This window comes from Oceanobacillus sp. B139/18 (genome assembly GCF_055524595.1).
On sequence record NZ_JBVFXI010000001.1, the window covers coordinates 1432499 to 1450922 of the forward strand.

Annotated in this window: 16 protein-coding genes; 1 reads left to right on the forward strand and 15 read right to left on the reverse strand. The window is 40.2% G+C overall.

The genetic code is table 11. The features are described 5' to 3' along the window. Positions 1 to 61 precede the first annotated feature (61 nt). The 13 genes from ACZSMY_RS06950 to ACZSMY_RS07010 all read right to left on the reverse strand — a co-directional run bounded on the left by ACZSMY_RS06950 (position 62) and on the right by ACZSMY_RS07010 (position 15720). Positions 62 to 1738 carry a dihydroxy-acid dehydratase gene (locus ACZSMY_RS06950; RefSeq protein ID WP_042533556.1) on the reverse strand — a complete coding sequence of 559 codons (1677 nt, stop codon included), beginning with the start codon at positions 1736 to 1738 and terminating at the stop codon, positions 62 to 64. Positions 1739 to 1771: 33 nt separating this feature from the next. Next, the gene (locus tag ACZSMY_RS06955; RefSeq protein ID WP_042533555.1) at positions 1772 to 2431 is read right to left on the reverse strand and encodes a FadR/GntR family transcriptional regulator; all 660 of its coding nucleotides are present in this window, start codon (positions 2429 to 2431) and stop codon (positions 1772 to 1774) included. Positions 2432 to 2604: 173 nt separating this feature from the next. Continuing rightward, entirely contained in the window at positions 2605 to 4065 is a 1461-nt protein-coding gene (locus tag ACZSMY_RS06960) for a CoA-acylating methylmalonate-semialdehyde dehydrogenase (RefSeq protein ID WP_193064152.1), read from the reverse strand. A gap of 27 nt (positions 4066 to 4092) precedes the next feature. Next, entirely contained in the window at positions 4093 to 5424 is a 1332-nt protein-coding gene (locus tag ACZSMY_RS06965) for a GntP family permease (RefSeq protein ID WP_193064153.1), read from the reverse strand. 32 nt (positions 5425 to 5456) lie between these two features. Beyond that, positions 5457 to 6650, reverse strand: a complete 1194-nt coding sequence (locus ACZSMY_RS06970) for an iron-containing alcohol dehydrogenase (protein WP_193064154.1) — start codon at positions 6648 to 6650, stop codon at positions 5457 to 5459. Between the two features lie 144 nt (positions 6651 to 6794). Then, positions 6795 to 8579 carry a sigma 54-interacting transcriptional regulator gene (locus ACZSMY_RS06975; RefSeq protein WP_465147597.1) on the reverse strand — a complete coding sequence of 595 codons (1785 nt, stop codon included), beginning with the start codon at positions 8577 to 8579 and terminating at the stop codon, positions 6795 to 6797. A gap of 417 nt (positions 8580 to 8996) precedes the next feature. Continuing rightward, positions 8997 to 9221: a nucleotidyltransferase domain-containing protein gene (locus ACZSMY_RS06980; RefSeq protein ID WP_226894955.1), complete on the reverse strand. Its 225-nt coding sequence runs from the start codon at positions 9219 to 9221 to the stop codon at positions 8997 to 8999. Continuing rightward, positions 9214 to 9633, reverse strand: a complete 420-nt coding sequence (locus ACZSMY_RS06985) for a nucleotidyltransferase substrate binding protein (RefSeq protein WP_042533551.1) — start codon at positions 9631 to 9633, stop codon at positions 9214 to 9216. The genes ACZSMY_RS06980 and ACZSMY_RS06985 overlap by 8 nt, the downstream gene beginning before the upstream one ends. A 678-nt stretch (positions 9634 to 10311) precedes the next feature. Beyond that, positions 10312 to 11805, reverse strand: a complete 1494-nt coding sequence (locus ACZSMY_RS06990; protein WP_042533550.1) for a tripartite tricarboxylate transporter permease — start codon at positions 11803 to 11805, stop codon at positions 10312 to 10314. 15 nt (positions 11806 to 11820) lie between these two features. After that, complete coding sequence (locus ACZSMY_RS06995; protein WP_042533549.1) at positions 11821 to 12273, reverse strand: tripartite tricarboxylate transporter TctB family protein; 453 nt, start codon at positions 12271 to 12273, stop codon at positions 11821 to 11823. 13 nt (positions 12274 to 12286) lie between these two features. Continuing rightward, positions 12287 to 13261 (reverse strand): tripartite tricarboxylate transporter substrate binding protein, encoded by a 975-nt coding sequence (locus ACZSMY_RS07000; protein ID WP_042533548.1) that lies wholly within the window; start codon positions 13259 to 13261, stop codon positions 12287 to 12289. 192 nt (positions 13262 to 13453) lie between these two features. Further along, a complete protein-coding gene (locus ACZSMY_RS07005) occupies positions 13454 to 14137 on the reverse strand; it encodes a response regulator transcription factor (RefSeq protein ID WP_042533547.1) in 684 nt (227 codons plus the stop codon). Further along, positions 14134 to 15720, reverse strand: a complete 1587-nt coding sequence (locus ACZSMY_RS07010; RefSeq protein WP_212929311.1) for an ATP-binding protein — start codon at positions 15718 to 15720, stop codon at positions 14134 to 14136. Before ACZSMY_RS07010 ends, ACZSMY_RS07005 begins: the two co-directional genes overlap by 4 nt. 319 nt (positions 15721 to 16039) lie before the next feature. On the opposite strand from ACZSMY_RS07010, the gene ACZSMY_RS07015 reads away from it, so the two are divergent. Beyond that, positions 16040 to 17221, forward strand: coding sequence for a metal-dependent hydrolase family protein (locus tag ACZSMY_RS07015; RefSeq protein ID WP_212929312.1), 1182 nt, complete (start codon positions 16040 to 16042; stop codon positions 17219 to 17221). Between the two features lie 63 nt (positions 17222 to 17284). Here ACZSMY_RS07015 and ACZSMY_RS07020 read toward each other — a convergent pair whose 3' ends face one another. Further along, positions 17285 to 17623 carry a DnaJ family domain-containing protein gene (locus ACZSMY_RS07020; RefSeq protein ID WP_052485037.1) on the reverse strand — a complete coding sequence of 113 codons (339 nt, stop codon included), beginning with the start codon at positions 17621 to 17623 and terminating at the stop codon, positions 17285 to 17287. Between the two features lie 236 nt (positions 17624 to 17859). Next, positions 17860 to 18294: a hypothetical protein gene (locus ACZSMY_RS07025; protein ID WP_042533545.1), complete on the reverse strand. Its 435-nt coding sequence runs from the start codon at positions 18292 to 18294 to the stop codon at positions 17860 to 17862. Positions 18295 to 18424 lie beyond the last annotated feature (130 nt).

The window sequence follows — 18424 nt, forward strand, 5'->3', positions numbered from 1 at the left end:
TATTAATCCTCCTTCTTTTATATACTGCTCTATTCAAGGGTATTCACTAGATTACTATTGCTTAAGGGAGTAAAAAATCAAAATCACACCCCTCTGAGGCTTGAAGAACATGATTTCTGTATAACTGGGGATAGCCTCGTCCTTCTTTAAATACAGGAGGCTTCCAAAACTCTTTTCTCTTTTGTAATTCATCCTCAGAAACCAGCACTTCAAGAATTCCATTTTCTATATCCAAATGTATCTTATCTCCATTTTTCAAAAGACCTAACGGCCCTCCAACAGCGGCTTCAGGTGCAGCATGAAGAACCACGGTACCGGAAGCCGTTCCACTCATCCGGCAGTCTGAAATTCGAACCATATCCCTGATTCCTTCTTTTAAAAGTTTTTTGGGAATAGGGATCCCTCCCGCTTCTGGCATTCCAGGCGCACCAACGGGTCCGGCATTTCTTAATACCAACACGTTGCTTTCATCTACCTGCAAATTATCATCATTTATTTTCTCCTCCATCTCTTGAATGGAATCAAATATGATAGCTTTTCCAGTATGCTTCATTAATTTAGGGTTTGCTATTGCTTTGGGCTTTATAATTGCCCCGGAAGGTACTAGATTCCCTTTTAATAATTTAATCCCTCCATTTTTATAAAGCGGCTTATGAAATGGTTTAATTATCTTTCTATATTCTTCTATTACTTCTGCACCTTCAATATTTTCTCCAAGCGTTTTATTCGAAACCGTTAATTCTTCTAAATGCAGCAGCTGTTTTAACTCTGTTAATAATGCAGAAACGCCTCCCGCATGATAAAATTCTTGCATTTGGAATTCTCCTGCCGGTCTTAAATTAGCTAATATCGGAGTTCTTTGCGATATTTTTTCAAAGTCATCTAATGTTAAATCAATCCCAAGTCTTTTAGCTATTGCTATTAAATGTATAACCGTATTGGTTGAACCGCCTACTGTCATTAAAGTAGTGATAGCGTTTTCAAATGAATTTTTCGTAATAAAATCGGCAGGTTTTATATCTTTTTCCACTAAATTAACGATAGCTTTTCCTGTTTCTTTTGCCATTCTTAATCGTTCATTCACTGTAGCTGGAGGAGTAGAGCTTCCTGGAAGCATGATGCCTAATGCCTCTGAACAAGCAGCTATCGTACTCGCTGATCCCATGACCATACAATGTCCATTTGTTGGAGCTAATTGGGCATTTATCTCGGATAATTCTTTCTCCGAGATTGTCCCTGCCTTGTATTCTTGCCAATAATGTCTACAGTCACTGCAGGCTCCCAGAGTCTTCCCTTTATATTCACCATTTTCCATCGGACCTCCAGTAAATAGAATGGCAGGTTTATTGGCACTAAAAGCTCCCATCAATTGTCCTGGGGCCATTTTGTCACAGCCTCCAATAAGAACAACACCATCAATAGGCTGTGCACTTATCATTTCTTCCGTGTCCATCGCTACTAGATTTCTATACAGCATCGTAGTAGGACTGGTAAACATTTCTCCAACAGAAATCGTTGGAAATTCAAGAGGAATCCCTCCTGCCATTAAAATTCCATTTTTTATAGAATTAATTATCGGTTTTAAATGTGCATGACATCTGTTGATTTCACTAAACGTATTACATATCCCAATAATAGGCTTATTATAATCATTCTCGTCATATCCAAGATTTCTTTGAAACGCCATTTTTATATACTCACTAAATCCTTTGTCTCCATATGATGTAACCCTTTTCAAAACAGTTCACCTCGTTGTTAAAAATTAAGAAATTTAGAATAACAAATTTAAAGCTAATTCTTCATTTGATTCCATATGCGCCTGCATGTACATCTTTGCCTGACTGCTATTTCTAGTTCTGATTGCTTCCGCTATCATCAAATGATAATGCGCTGCCTTTTCAATCATTCCTGGAACATTGGTATGTTTTCTTCCCATCGATAACTGCTCTTGAAAATCCTCATAAAATTTTATCGTATAAGCATTATGCGTTGCTTTAGCTATTAATAGATGAAAAGTTAAATCCTCTTCTTTGGTGTCTTCTCCTTTTTTAGCTAACTCCGCCATCTTATTTGCTGACTCAACAATTAAATCAATCTCAAATTGAAATGCTTGTACTGCAGCAATTCCAGCAAAAGAAGGTTCCACCATTGTTCTAAAACTGGTTAAATCCATTAAATCTCTTACTTCTGATTTCGATATAGAGTCATTGCTTCTTTTTGCATCGTATGTAACAAATGTGCCTCTTCCCTGCTCGATTTTAACAAAAGACTGGCTTTGCAGCGCTCTCAATACCTCTCTGACAGTAGACACGCCAACATCATACTTATCAGATAACTTAGCCAAAGAAAGTAACTTTGTGCCTTCCTCAAGACTTCCGCTCATAATTTCGTCTTTTAATTTATCGTATACTGTGTTAAAATTCCCTCTCAAAAAGATACCTCCTCTCAACTTATCTGATGAATATAATATACATCAGATAAGTTAGCTTTGCAATATACTATTTTAAAAATTATAAAATCTATTTTACTTATTTGATGACTAGAAGCTTGCTTACAAACAAAAAAAAGAAGCCGCTGCAAAAATACAGCGACCTCTCTTTCTCCTTACACCCATTTCGTCGTAATAACTTTCTTTCTCGTATAGAAATGTAACCCGTCTTTCCCATTGGCATGTAAATCCCCATAAAACGAATCCTTCCACCCGGAGAAGGGGAAAAATGCCATTGGCGCCGGTACACCAATATTCACACCAAGCATTCCTGCATGAATGGTTTCCCGAAATTGACGGACGCTTCCCCCATCTCTGGTAAAAATACATGCTCCATTCGCAAAGCGTGATTGATTAGACAGTTCAATTGCTTCACTTAAATCCTTCACACGAGCGATAGATAATACAGGCGCAAAAATCTCATCCTGCCATATCTTCATTTCCGAAGTAACTTGATCAAAAATGGTCGGACCGACAAAATAGCCTTTTTCCTTCACAGCTTCATCTTTTCGGCCATCCCGAACCAGATTAGCCCCTTCTTCTTGTCCAGCTTCAATATAGCTTAACGTACGTTCTTTATGCTTGTCACGTATCACTGGTCCAAGGAAAATTCCTTCATCTAAACCATTACCAATTTGAATTCCATTGGCTTTTTGTGTCAAAAGCTTGATAAATTCATCTGCAATGCTGTCCTCTACTGCTACTACAGAAGCTGCCATACAGCGCTCGCCAGCCGAACCAAATGCCGCATTCATAATTTGTGTTGTAGCATTATCCAGGTTGGCATCCTGCAGAACAATCGAATGATTCTTTGCGCCTGCCAAAGCCTGTACCCGTTTTAAATTATCTGTCCCGCGTTTGTAGACATACTCGGCCACCGGCTGCGAACCGACAAATGAAATCCCTGCCACTTGCGGATGATCTAATAATCCGTTTACGACATCGTGTGCGCCGTGAACGATATTGAACACACCGCCCGGGAGACCAGCTTCTTCCAGTAATTCCGCTAAACGATTGGCAAGCAGCGGTGTCCGTTCAGAAGGCTTCATTACAAACGTATTTCCAGTCGCAATCGCCATCGGAAACATCCAGCACGGCACCATCATTGGAAAATTAAACGGTGTGATTCCTCCAATAACTCCGATTGGATAACGGTATAATCCGGATTCCAACTCTGTTGCAATCGAAGCAAGCTGCTCTCCCATCATCAATGACGGCGCTCCTGTTGCGAATTCTACATTTTCGATTCCTCTTTGTACTTCTCCATACGCTTCCGCAAAGTTTTTACCATTTTCAAGAGTGATCAGCTTTGCCAGTTCCTCATGATTATCAACAAGAAGCTGCTGGTATTTAAATAGAATCCGGGCACGTTTTGGTACCGGAATTTCTTTCCAGGTTTCAAATGCCTCTGCAGCTGTTTCTATTGCATAATTAATATCCTCTAAAGTAGATAACGGCACGTGAGCAAGCACTTCTCCTGTCGCCGGGTTCACTACCTCTTCTGTTTTTGCTGTTTTCGCTTCGATCCATTTTCCGCCTACATAATTTTTTAATGTTTCTACTGTTGTCTGTGTCAATGAAAAAACCTCCTGTAATATTCTTTATTAAATAAGACTGTAAAGCACAATCGCCAATACTAATACGATACTTGGAACAATAATACTAACAAGGAAAACGGGTTTATATGCCCGGCTGTGCGTCTCGCCGCAAATAGCTCTTACCGTCGTAACAACGACTCCATTATGCGGAAGCGAATCCAGACCGCCGGATGCTAACGCAGAAACACGATGCATTGCACCAGGGTCTACTCCTTGCGCCAAATAAATAGGCGCTAGAATAGGCAGTGCAATCCCTAACCCGCCAGAGGCCGAACCAGTAATTCCGCAAATAACCGTTACCCCAATAGCCAGTCCCAATAATGGCGGTCCAGGCAGATTAACAAGTCCAGTTATCAAGGTATCAAATGCCGATACCTCTGCGGCAACACTTCCAAAACCAACGACCGCACAGGTATTTGCCAGTGCAACCAGTGCATTTTGTGTTCCTGCTGCCATTGAACTCCAAAATTCCTTAAGAAATTTCAACATCGTTAAGCAGGAAACAGCAATCCCTACAATTAATGCAATTAATAATGCCGTTGTCGGGTTCATAAACTGACCTAATATATTTAGTAAAACAATAACTAAAAAGAGAGGTAAAATAGCAACCACAATATTCGGCAGCGCCTGTGATTCATTTTCTTCCACAGCGGCAGCTGCCTCCTCTTTTTCTTTTTCCAGAACGGATTTTGGAGGAGAAAATTCTTCCCCGCCGGCAACCGCTTTCTTCACCATTGATCCAAGGTACAATCCGCCGGCAATCATAATCAGCAGGGAGCATAAAACTCCAATCCAGCCGCCTGCTGTCGGTGTAGTTCCAAAGAATTCTGTTGGAATAATATTTTGTATTTCCGGTGATCCCGGTGCAGTCATCGTAAACGAAATCGATCCAAAAATAAGTGCAGCAGGAATAAAACGATGCGGCAGATTGGCCGCACGGAACAGGGAAACAGCAATTGGGTAGACCGCAAAGCCAACTACAAATAAACTTACCCCTCCATATGTCATCACTGCTGCTGCCGCTACCACGGCAAACACGGCCCGTTTGACGCCGAATTTCTTTTTAATCCACTGGGCAATACTTTCCGCTGATTTGGTTTCATGCATAAACTTTCCAAAAATAGCACCCAATAAAAATACTAAAAACCATGAAGCAAAATACCCTGTAAAGCCCGTCATATAATTATCCAGTAATGCTGTTTCTAAATTCAATCCCCCTGTAACAGCTATAACTACTGAGCTGATCAGCGCAGCAACGATAATATGAATTCCCTTCATTGTCAGATAGACGAGCAAAGCAAGCGCAGCTATCAATCCGATAAAACTGATTATTTCCATCCCATTTATCCCCCTTGATATCATCCCTTCTATTACGACGTTTTTTCTATGCTAAACTGATACGAGAAACAAACATGATAAAGCTCCTCTACCTCTTCTTTTGTTGGTACTCTCGGATTATTTTGCGGGCTGCCGCTTGCCATTGCATCTTCCGCCATTTTACTGACAGCTGCTTCAAAATTCTTCTGATCGATTCCCCAGCCTTGTAAATTAGGAACATCTAACTCATAGCACAGTTTTTTTACTTCATAAACCGTCAGATCTGCAGCTTCCTCTTTAGAAAGCCTATCTGCGTCCGCATCAAAAAATTTCGCTAAATCAGCTAATCGATTCACACAATCATCTCTGCTGAAATCAAGCACAGCAGGAAGAAGCATTGCATTAGAAATCCCATGCGGTACATGGAACAACGCTCCAATCGGTCTGGACATGCCATGCACTAAGCACACCGAGGCATTGGAAAAAGCCATCCCCGCCTGCATGGATCCAATAGACATTGCTTCCCGGGCAGCCACATTCTCTCCTTCGTTATAGGCCGTTCTTATATTCTTTACGATTTGTTCAATCGCCGATAAAGCCAGCGTGTCTGTCATGGACTGTGCTTTTTTCGAAATATAAGCCTCCACCGCATGACTTAAAGCATCAATCCCGGTAGCAGCTGTAACGGATTTAGGCGATGATATGCTTAGAACAGGGTCTACAATCGCTACATTCGGCATCAGTAATGGCTGCTTAATCATCATCTTGACATCATTCGTTGTATCAGTGATTACGGTAACATCTGTTGCTTCTGAACCTGTTCCGGCTGTAGTCGGCACTGCTATATGCGGAAGCGGCTGCTGCTCTATTTGTTTCTTTCCACCCATATACTCTCCAATATAAATCCCATTTACTGCAGCGACAGCTACTGCCTTGGCCGTATCAATACAGCTGCCTCCACCTACGGAAATAACGACATCACATTTTTCTTTTTTACATAATTCCAATGCCTCAGCAACATAAACATCTGTCGGCTCTGATTCAACCCCTAAATAGACAGCGCTTTCAATCCGTCCCTGCAAAAGGATATCTCTGCACTCGCTGACATAACCAAGCTTCTCCATGATACGGTCACTGATAATCAGCGCCTTCTGCCCTTTTTCCGATGCTTCCTTCCCTATCTTTTTAAAAGCATCTTTTCCATAATGAATAGTCTGTGGTGTACGAAACACATTACTCTCTCCCATAAGTATCTCTCCTTCTCTCTTTCTTTCACTTTTTAAATAGCAAAAATCATGCCAAATTTTTAGAGCGCTGCTGTAAGCGTTTTAAAACAAAAAGTGTAGCTAAACAGCTACACTTCACTGAAAAGTTGTAGTTATTCTGCTACACTATTTATCCAAACCATGCTTTTTCATTTTTTTATATAATGTCGTACGGTGCATCCCGAGTTCCTTCGCTGCCTTTGATTTGTTGCCTCTGTTCTCTTCCAGCGCTTTCATCAGAACTTCTTTTTCTTTATTCTTCACTTCCCGCTGGAAGACGTAAGGCGTCTCCAGCAGGTCAAAACGCTTCAAATAGTTTGGAAGATAGTCTACATCGATGGTATCGGATTCAACTAAAATAACTAACTTTTCCATTGTATTTATCAGCTCTCTGATATTTCCATACCAGGCATAATTCATAAAAACAGCCATTGCTTCAGGTGTTACTTCTTTATCCGGAACATCATATTTCTTACACAAACTCGATAAGTAATGAGAAATCAGTACCGGGATGTCTTTCGGACGCTCTCTTAACGGCGGTATCGGGATTTCAATAACGTTGATCCGATAATATAAATCCTCTCTAAAGGTTCCCTCCCGAACCATTTCTAACAAATTCTGATTTGTCGCTACAACGATTCTTGCCTCCAGCTTTTCTTTTTGAACTGCTCCTACCCGTTCAAATTCCTTTTCCTGCAGCACACGCAATAATTTTGTCTGCATCATCTCAGGCATTTCACCAATCTCATCTAAAAACAGTGTCCCTCCTTTAGCTAATGCTAACTTTCCCGGTTTCCCGCCTTTTCTCGCACCTGTAAAGGCACCATCTGCATAGCCAAATACTTCAGACTCAAAAAGCTGCTCCGGTATGGCGCCGCAGTTGACACTGATAAATGGACCATGTTGATAATAACTCAGCTCATGGATGCTTTTAGCGAACATTTCTTTCCCAGTTCCGCTTTCCCCTGTGATTAAAGCGGTTGCATCTGTTTTGGCAACTTTTCGGGTAATCCGCTTCACATCCGTTATCTGTTCACTGGATCCCTTAATTTTTTCAATCGATGCATGCTCTATTCTGTTCTCCTGCAAAGGCTGCTTCACTCTGTCTTTATTTACAGCTGTCTGCATCGTTTTTTCCAAAAACCGATCATAGATTTGATATAGCTCTGTTACGCCTTCAAAAATAAGCATCCCGATTGCGCCCACCAGCTTTTCTTCTCTCCATATCGGTATCCGGTGCACCACCATCGGCTGCCCTTGGATGTATTGGATAACTCCCCGCTCCGGCATTCCATTTCTGGCTGTATGATGCAGATTGGTATTCTCAATAATTTCCTGTACTGGTCGTCCGACAGCATCCTTCTGATCAATTCCAGTAAAACGGCTGTAGGCTTCATTAAACTCAATAATGATTCCTTCCTGATTAACAACAGCAACCCCTTCATAAGCGCTTTCAAGAATAACATCCAAAATTTCGGCAGTATGAGAGGTTTGACTCAGCTCGTTCATATAAAACGATAAACATTGCTGTATTTCTTTTCTTGTTAATACGCCTGTCAGCTGCTGCTTCTCATTAACTGCAAAAAAGTAAGTATACGGCATTTTATAAAAATCGATGATGAACTCATCGGCTCGAATAATCGAAAAATCCTCCTGTGATATATAATTCGCAATCGACGCTTCGTTTTCCCCATCCAGGTACGCTTTCAGGATTGCTTTGGACGTAATGATTCCAACCGGATTCATAGATTCCCCTACAACAGGAAGGAAATCGGCTGCCAAATTATGAAGAAGCGCTGCTGCAGCTTTTACAGTTTCATTTAAATAAATGACCTCCGGATTCCTTCTCATCCAATTGCCGGCTTGACCATTTTCTTCATTTAATAGCTCTTGTGAATTCATTTGCAGCATGTTATCTTCCTCCAAAAATATAATGCTAAATGCTTTGATTATATTATCTTGATTATGCTTCTACAGCTGAGTATACCATAGTCTTATAAGAGAATTCATTTCAATTTCACCTGTGATAACCGTACAAATAATGTTTCGTATACGTTAAAAAACACAGCATCTATCGATGTAGAAATCACCATAGATACTGTGTTTACATGTTGAAATCTTCTTTATTTCACTGCCTTTCTCCTCCTGCATTCAATAATAAATCTATCTCACAGGCAATAAAATAATTAAAATATAAAAATCAACTATGCTATAGTTAAGTGTATTTGCTTCTAAGAAGTCTTTTTATCAATAACTGCTCCTTCCGAATAAATCACCCTTCCGCTTTTCAAAATCTCCTCTTTTAACTCTTCTGGAGCATCTTCATACTTAAATCAAATCCAAAAATAGCAATGTATCTAACTCCTCTTCTAAAGCAAATGTTAATTCCACCCATTCTTCCTTCGTCATATTTGGAGCAACAAATGCTAAATCAATATCAGATTTTAGTGTATAATCCCCAACAGCTCTTGATCCAAAAAGAATAATTTTATGAATGGTATTGATACGTTGACCAACATGAGTTAACTGATTTATGATTTTTTGCTCAATCATCGTAAAATCCACTCCCTCCTTCTTTATACTTTTCTTTTAAAAATTTAAAGGTCTCCTTCATTTCAGGGAAATAACCTGCAATATTTTCATAAATATCTCTTGCCTTCTTTTCATCATATACATGGGAGGTTTCATTTCTATCACGGAGCATTTGCAGCCAAGCTTGTTCATTTTGAATCCAATCTACTGCATATGCTTGTTTTAATGTCTCTCTGGGGGATTTTGCTTCAATCCCTTCTTCTTCAAGCATTCGTTTTAACGTTTTCCAATAAAGCTCAAACGCAGTCTTAAAACGTTGAATTGTTCCATCGATAAACAAGCTATTCTTTGCACCTTCATTTAGAGCATCTTCCAGTCTTCCGATTGCTTTCTCCAAGTTAGCTAAGCTCTGCAATGTCTTTCTTGCCGACATATATTATTGCTCCCTCTATATATTTAAACGCAACAAGTTTATTGTTATGTATTTTACTATAATGCACGCTATATGGGCAGACCGATGGTAATTCAAAATAGTTCGCAGAGTTAAATACTTTTTCATTAGGTCTTACTACTCTTTTAAAATATTCCCAAATATTTTATCAAAAGCATATAAAATATGTTCTATCTGATCAAACGTCTATTTGGTTAGTTGTTTTTCACGGATAGAATATCCTGCTAGCAGAGGCGGATCGTTTTGACTTTTGACTCCTGAGGAATCAGCACCATCTGAAGATTCACTTTTGCCAAGTGCTCTTCTTGGCAAAAGTTAGCTGAAGAGCGTGCCCCTAGGCAGACTAACATCGCAACGTCCTGGGGTTGCGATTACTCACCCCATCGAAAAGAGTTGTTGCAACGTCTGCACTAGTACGTCCTGGGACTGCGATTACTCGTCCCATCGAAAACATTTGTACGTCGGAAAGCAAAATGGTTCGCCACAGCGGTGCTTTACACTTCACCTTTTATTCTTTGTCAAGGGTGTTATCGAAGGAACGATCAACGCCTGTTTCTATAGAATTGAAATTACTTTTTAATGTGCGAAAGTTGAATTACAAACAAAAAAAGCGGCACCTATTTGTTAATAATAGATGTTCGCTTTTTTGTATATGATATTTTATTTCACTGCCTTTCTTCTCTTAAAAACCTTCGCAATCAATGGATAACAAAGGGATAAAACAGTCAGCAAAGCAAGAACAATCGCAATCGGAGAAGCAAATAAAATATCCATTGGAGAATCATAAACAATCATTGCTCTCTGGAAATTTTGCTCCATATCTCCTCCAACAATCAAAGCAAGAATTAACGGTACAACAGGGTAATTCAGAATACGCATCAACAACCCAATAACACCGGCAATAATTAAAATATAAAAATCAATTGTACTGTATCCAAGCGTATATGCCCCTAAGAAGGAAAGAATAAGAACAATCGGATAAAGCACATTCGGCGGTGTTTTTAAGATTTTCACCAGCATACCGACCATTAAGATATTAATAATTACTAAGATAATGTTTCCAATAAACATACTGTTGATCAGCGTCCAAATCGTATCCGGACTATTTTCAAATAACAAAGGTCCCGGTGTGATTCCAATCATAACAAGTGCTCCCAGCATCACTGCTGTTGTCCCGGACCCAGGTATCCCCATGGTCAGCATCGGAATCAGCGAGCCGACAGCCGATGCACTGTTTGCGGATTCTGGTGCAACCAGTCCTTCTACAGCACCCTTGCCGAATTCATCTTTATTTTTGGATATTTGTTTTTCTGTACTATAAGATAACAAAGAAGCAATCGTTCCGCCAGAACCGGGAAGTACACCGAGGAAGAATCCGATCGGGCCGCTTCGGATAATCGGGGCAAGCGATCGCTTCCACTGCTCCTTCGTAAACCACTTGCTCCCGATGTCCTGCCCATTTGATTTTCCAGAGTATTGCGGTTTAAGTAAATTATAAAGCACTTCCCCTATGGCATAAATACCGATGATAATCACAATAAAATTAATACCATCTGTTAAATGCGGCAATCCAAAGGTGAAGCGGTGTACGCCGGATTGCAAATCCACTCCGATTGTACTGATACCCAATCCTAAAAACATGGTTAAAAAGCCTTTAATAATATTTCCTTGCGATAAGGTCACCACAGCAGATAAGGCAAATAGGAACAACAGCAAAAACTCAGCCGGCCCAAAATTTAATGCAAAATTTGCCAGCGGTATTGCTAAAAAGATAAATCCGAAGATTGCCATCACACCGCCAATCAGCGAAGCCATCGCAGCAATAGACATCGCCTGCCCTGCCAGTCCCTTCTTCGTCATCGGGTATCCGTCAAACGTAGCTGCAATCGAAGAACCATCTCCCGGCGTATTAATCAGAATAGAGCTGCGGGAGCCTCCAAATAAAGCTCCGTAGTAAATCGCTGCCATTAAAATCAATGCGCTGACCGGCTCCATTCCAAACGTTAATGGAATAAGCACTGCCACTCCTGTTGCCGCTCCAAGCCCCGGCAGAATACCGACAATTGTACCAAGAACTGCTCCAAGTAAAAGCCATAACAAATTAGCAGGCTGGAGCGCTGTCCATAATCCATCTAAAATAATATTTACATCCATTCTCGCACTCCTCCTCTAAGGCAGACTTATTTGCAGCAGCTCTGTGAAGCCATACCAGGTTGAAACAGAAACAACCAGTGTTACAACTACATTCAAGAGCCATTTCTTCATTCCGTTTAAATAAAACATAAGTGCTCCCATAAATAATATCGTTGCAATCAAATAACCGACATGTTCAAAAATAAGCGTATATATCACGCAAATTCCAATAATGATTGCAATTAATTTAAATGATTTCAGCTGGGCAATCAGCTCTAAATCTTTATTCTTCGCATATATTTGTTTACGTACATTGACTAAATCTGCGATAGAAAATACCAGCAATCCAGCACAAACAAATAAAGGAAAAAACTTTGGTCCATCCGGGTTGCCTAATGTTGCCGGATCTAATTGTATAATCATCGTGCCATAGATAACGCTGCCAATAATAAACATGACAGGCATGGCATACCGTATTGCTACCTGCATCCTATTTTCCCTCCTAAGGCGTTAAGCCAGAATCCTCTACTATACCTTCAAAAAATTCATTTTGATCTTGTAAAAATTCCTTTGTTTCTTCACTGTTCATATAGAATTCTTCCAAATTATTATTCTCTAAATCTGTTTGCCATTCTTCTGTTTCTACCATTTCACTCAAATAAAGGTCCCAGGAAGCAATTTCCTCCTCACTCATTCCCGGAGGGCCCATGATTCCGCGCCAATGCGGAAATTCCATATCAATACCCTGCTCTTTCCAGGTTGGTATATCCGGAAATGCGTCTAGTCTTTCTGGCGATGTAACAGCTAATATATCCACTTCTCCTGCTAAATATTGTTCGGACAGGTCAGATAACGAATTGCTGGTGACATCGATGTGTCCGCCAAGTAATGCATTCATAATATCGCCGCCGCTGCTGTAAACAAGGAACTGTAATTCTGTCGGATCAATGCCGTATTCAATCACAGCTTGGACAAAGGCCAGATGATTCCCGCTTCCTAAAGATGGACTGACACCAATCACCAGCGACTTTGGATCTTCCTTCAACTGCTCCAATAACTCTGTACCGCTGTCAATCCCTGCATCTTCCCGGACTGCCACAGCAAGCCATTCCGTAGATAACATGGCTAATGGCGTAAATTCTTCATGGGTTAATTCTGTCTGACCAAGCAATGGACCTGTAATTAATAGACTGGAATTTAATGCAGCAAAATGCGCATCCTGCTGCATCAAATATTGCCAGCCTACTTCCCCGCCGCCTCCAGGCTTGTTCACTACTGTAATATCCTCTTCTACGGTCCCGTCCGCATTCATCGCCCGCTGTGCAGAACGCGCTGTCCTGTCCCATCCGCCGCCCGGACTTGCCGGAGCAATAATCTCTATGTTTTTTTCAGGAAAGGTCCCTTTCCCTTCACTGGTATTCTCTGAACATCCTGCCAGAAGAATACAGCCAATAAATAATAAGCATAAACGCTTCATGTCAACACCTCTCAAAATAAATAATTAAGTAAACGCTTTCAATGATAGGGTAATTATTGCAAACCCAAAGAGGAAAAACAATATTTCGAATTTTATTCACTTAACATTCTTTAATGCCTTTTCGTCCTTTTTATCCATTAAGTGAAAAAAAGAGAATAAAAAAACACCCTGATACCAGGATGTTTTGAGGTTTTACTGTAAAATATATCTTCTTTCCGGCCGGCCGATAACCCCATAATTTAAAATGGTAGTAGCTTCTTCGTCAGATACGATATGCTCCAAATATCGTCTGGCCGTTGTTCTTGAAATCCCGACCAGCTGGCACATCTTATCGATGGTTACCCCTTCTGGATGCTCCCTTAACGCTGCTTTTACTTTTTCTAATGTAATGGAATCAATCCCTGTCGGCAAAGGCATATTTGTCCCTTTTTCTTCTATGCTTCGCTGGTATCCCCCTGTCAAAAAATAATCGGTATCGTTCGCTTTAAATTCTCCCGTTTCTTCAAACCATATCCGATCCTTTACATATTGTTTTACCGTATTTGTAAAATCATCCACCGTCACTGGTTTAATTAAGTACTGGTATACGCCATAACGTTTTGCCAGCTGCAAATGCTGCCGGTCTGTAGATGCAGAGACCATAATAATATCCAGATCCGGAGAATGCATTCGCAGGTAATGAAGCAATTCTGTCCCTAATATATCAGGAAAATAAATATCAAGGATGATCAGATCTACTTTCTCTTTTTCTATCAGCTCCTTGAGTTCTTTGCCATTCAGCGCTCTGCCAACAACTGTGATCTCTGAAAAAGCCTGCAGATACTTTTCATGCAATAAAGCTACCCGATAATCATCTTCTGCAATAACCACATTCATTTTTTCACCTCTTCTCCTTTTGGTAAATAGATAGAAAACACAGTTCCACCTTCAGCTGGGGAAGTCACTTCCATCTCTCCACAATACTTTTTCACCGCTTCATAGACATGAAACAGACCATAGCCTCTATTTTCCCCTTTGCTGGAATATCCTCTGGTAAAAATCTGCCCAGTCTGTTCTTTCGTCATTCCCGGCCCGGTATCTTCTATATCTATCACAATATCACTTCCAACATCAGTAACCATCACGGTGATTCTCTGTTCCTCCGATTCTAGTACAGCATCCATGGCGTTATCTAATAAATTGCCAAGCATGATAGCCATATCTGCAGCAGCTATTTTCGTTTTATCCAGATGACTTGCTTCTTCTATGATAAGTGCTATTTTTTTCTCAGCCGCCTTCGCTAGTTTCCCTAATAAAATTGCCTGCGCTCCAGGGTCTTTAATGTTCTTTAACATTGGGAATGCTTGTCGCTTATCAGCGGTTTCTTCTTGAATCACTTTTAACGCTTCCTCATATTGCTCAAGCTGGATTAACCCCAACAGCACATACATCTTATTTTTAAATTCATGTGTCTGGGCACGCAGGCTATCTGCATAGCCCTCTATCTGCATCACTGTTTCTTGAAGCTGCTTCATATCTGTTTTATCTCGAAAACTGCAAATCGCACCGACAATCTGTTTATTTTCATATAAAGGAATGCAATTCGTAATAAATGTTTTCCCTTGGTAGACTTTTTCCTCATCATAGCTCGGCTTTCCAGAGAAAAGCGTCTCCGGCAGGCCAAGCAGTTGAATCGACTGCCGGAGCTCCATCGATGAATCTAGTAATGCCTTCGCAGAGGGATTAATCAAGGAAATCGCTTGCTTATCATCAATCACAATAATCCCTTCTTTTACTGCGTTTAACATGGCCTCCCGCTCACGGAACATTTCTGCGATAACTGCAGGCTCAATGCCCATCGTATCCTCCTGAATACTTCTGGCTAAAAACAACGCTCCGCCAACGCAAAGAATCATCCCAATGGATGCCACGATAACTAATCTTGTGAGCTTACTTACTATGATAGCGTTGATCGATTCTTCCAAATACTCGACTGTAACCGCACCGATAATTCTTTCCCCGCCATTGGCATCCACCTCTTCATAGATTGGTGCAGTGGTCATAATAGCAGGTCCAAGCGCCCCTTCCCCAGACTCTGTCACATAAGAGCCATATAACAGCGTCTGGTCAAATTGCTCTGTTTCTTCCGTTATACCGATGTGGTTTTCATCTGGATGGATAATATATTCTCCGTCTCGTGTAACTACGGTCACAACCGGATTTTCTGCCTGCAGCCGCACACGGTCAATAATTCCCTGTAATTCGTCATGGTCACTGCTGCTGACAGCTTCCTCCAAAGCCGGCATAAAGGCCAGTCCATTAGCCGTCTGTCTGGATAATTGCTTGTATGTATCCTGGGCATTGCCAATCTCAAAATAAGCAAACACAGAAATAAATAATAAAATAAGAAAAGTAGATAAAGTCAGAAATATAAAGACAATCCGCTTTCGAATCGTCATATTTTTAATCAAAGAAAACATTTATACCTCCTTTTCTATTGATCCATGAGTCTATTTCGTTTTATGTAATGGCATTATCAGTTTATCGGAAATCTGGTGTTGGGGCAAGAGAACTAGATTCGTTGTAGCCCTGTTTCTATATACAATATGGATTATCTCTTTTGTTCTTGTCACATGAAAGAAAACCCTTACAAACAAAATACACATAGTAGGTTTATAACATCTCCTCAATTTAACTAGAACTTTTTCTCACAATTTCTTCTCTTTTTATGATATATTGTTCTTTATTCTAAAATATTTCACACACCCTTAGAAAAACCTATCACGAGGAGAGACAAGAATGACAACCATCTTATTTAAAAATGCCAAGGTGTTTACCGGCAAAAATACGGATTTTGAAGGGATTGACTTTGCTGTAGATACAGAAGCAGGCCAATTTATCAACAAAGAAACAGCAAACGCAGATGAAACGATCGACTTAAAAGGGAAATATGTCATGCCCGGCTTAATCAACGCCCACACGCATATTATCTTAGATCCTTTCTTCAAAATCGGCGGCCTTTCTTCGGTCAATGCATCTCAGACGGGAGCCGTCGTAAACACGTATATTGCAATTGATAACCTGAATAAACTTTTAAAACACGGCGTTACGTATATACGTGATGTTGGTTCTTCTGACAACATTGATTTACAGTTATCTAAATTAGAAAAAGAAAATAAAATAACAGCCCCTGGAATTATCGGATCCGGTCCTGCCATCGTAATGACAGGCGGGCATGGCGTAGAACTCGGATGGGAGTCGGACGGCGTAGATGAGATTCGTAAACATGCCCGCACCAATATTAAAAATGGAGCACGAAATATTAAAGTCATGGCAACCGGCGGCGTCAGTATGGATGGGGAAACACCTAATGATGTTCAGCTTAGCGTCGAGGAAATGCGTGCTGCGGTGGACGAGGCACATCATAAAGGCTATACTGCCTGTGCACATGCTCAAGGAACAGAAGGAATCAAAAACGCCATCCGTGCTGGAGTAGATTCGATTGAACATGGGATTTATTTAGATGATGAAGCCATCCAGATGATGCTGGATAATGATACTTATCTTGTTCCAACCTTAATGGCACCTTGGGCAATCAATCAACATCCGGAAAAACTGCCTGATTTTATGGTAAAAAAATCACTTGCTGTTCAAGAAGCACATATTGAAAGTATTGGCAAAGCAGCGAAGGCTGGAATTAAAATCGCAATGGGGACAGACTCCGGAACTGCTTATAATGACTTTGAGAAAGGGCCCTCTCAAGAGCTTGAACAGATGGTCGATGCTGGTTTAACACCATTGCAGGTATTACAATCAGCTTCTATCAATGCAGCAGAACTGTTGAAAATAAATGATTATGCAGGCTCTATTGAGACAGGCAAGCTTGCTGATTTTATTATTATTGAAGAAAATCCATTGGAGGATATCAAAGCTGTCCAAGCGGATAAAATTGTTTATAAAAAAGGGAAGAAAGTAGAATAACTCTACAGAAAATAACTGGACTTGCAAAGGTAAGATATATCTTGCAAGTCCAGTTGTTTATATTCACCACACTTTTTTTGCGTTTTCCAAATCAGTTAAACTGATAAAGCTCTTTTGCATTGGAGGCGGACAAATGCGATTATGCATTTTTATTTGTTTATTTATTTTCTTAATATCCTTTTCAGTTTGAGCTTCCTGTACAAATACACTGATTTCCTTTTGCAGCTTCAACCATGGCGGTAAATAGCCTGCATCCTTCGCTATTTTTTGAAAATGCTGGAACGTATCCTTTTCCATATAATCCTTCGTTAGCGGTTTTCCCTTTCCCGGCAAATTCTTTTCATAGCTATAATCGTTCTCTTTAATCATATCTCCAATTAAATCATTGTATTTCCTTTCCAAATAAATCCCCCCTGCTCTTATTTGTTTAAGCAATCCAATGAACCATTAAGATCAAGTGAATTTAAATAATACTTCTACTTTTCAGTATACTGTTTAATTATATATCGCGCTATTAATCTTCTTTATTATAAAAAAATGAAACGTGCTATGCTTTCTTAACAACTATCTCCACATAAAAAAGCTGCCCCATAAAGTAAAATACCTCATGGAGCAGCCAGACTGCATTGCAGTAACATCTATTGTGACATTTTTTTCTTTTCGGAGAAGAGCTTCCCTCTTTCCAGCCATTTTTGTTTGGCTTCTTTCCTTCGCTTTACTTCTGCTTTTACAAGCTTTGGATAAGTATCTTCAGCAAAGTCCTGGACGCTGTCCCAATCTGAAAAGAAAAGAACCTTCATATCTCTGGAACCATCCTCATTACGGCGTTTATTCAGGCAAACGCCAAAAATCCGGTTCGATTCCTCAATCATTTGTTTAAATAAAAGGGGATGTTTTTCCTGATCTCTGTACAGTTCTTCCATCATTCCCATATAATGCGAATCGTAATGATGGAACGGCATTTCGGAATCAATGCTTTTACTGCTGCGATAAACTTTACGGTTGTTTGCGTAAATCCATATTAAAGTACCATAATCCAGATTTTCCTTTGTACTTACGATAACTTTTTTCATGTTTGTCATCCTGTCTAGAGGAAAATTTAGCATGGTAAATATCATTCTTAAAATCTCCGTTTATTAAATAATGCTACCTCTACTCTTTAGTATACACTACTTTCACTTTAAAAGCTTGAAAACTTCGAAG

Bases quoted from the DNA above. Each gene is read 5' to 3' on its own strand.
- ACZSMY_RS06965 (WP_193064153.1), bottom strand. From the start codon at position 5,424: ATGGAAATAATCAGTTTTATCGGATTGATAGCTGCGCTTGCTTTGCTC.
- ACZSMY_RS06970 (WP_193064154.1), bottom strand. From the start codon at position 6,650: ATGGGAGAGAGTAATGTGTTTCGTACACCACAGACTATTCATTATGGA.
- ACZSMY_RS06975 (WP_465147597.1), bottom strand. From the start codon at position 8,579: ATGCTGCAAATGAATTCACAAGAGCTATTAAATGAAGAAAATGGTCAA.
- ACZSMY_RS06980 (WP_226894955.1), bottom strand. From the start codon at position 9,221: ATGATTGAGCAAAAAATCATAAATCAGTTAACTCATGTTGGTCAACGT.
- ACZSMY_RS06985 (WP_042533551.1), bottom strand. From the start codon at position 9,633: ATGTCGGCAAGAAAGACATTGCAGAGCTTAGCTAACTTGGAGAAAGCA.
- ACZSMY_RS06990 (WP_042533550.1), bottom strand. From the start codon at position 11,805: ATGGATGTAAATATTATTTTAGATGGATTATGGACAGCGCTCCAGCCT.
- ACZSMY_RS06995 (WP_042533549.1), bottom strand. From the start codon at position 12,273: ATGCAGGTAGCAATACGGTATGCCATGCCTGTCATGTTTATTATTGGC.
- ACZSMY_RS07000 (WP_042533548.1), bottom strand. From the start codon at position 13,261: ATGAAGCGTTTATGCTTATTATTTATTGGCTGTATTCTTCTGGCAGGA.
- ACZSMY_RS07005 (WP_042533547.1), bottom strand. From the start codon at position 14,137: ATGAATGTGGTTATTGCAGAAGATGATTATCGGGTAGCTTTATTGCAT.
- ACZSMY_RS07010 (WP_212929311.1), bottom strand. From the start codon at position 15,720: ATGTTTTCTTTGATTAAAAATATGACGATTCGAAAGCGGATTGTCTTT.
- ACZSMY_RS07015 (WP_212929312.1), top strand. From the start codon at position 16,040: ATGACAACCATCTTATTTAAAAATGCCAAGGTGTTTACCGGCAAAAAT.
- ACZSMY_RS07025 (WP_042533545.1), bottom strand. From the start codon at position 18,294: ATGAAAAAAGTTATCGTAAGTACAAAGGAAAATCTGGATTATGGTACT.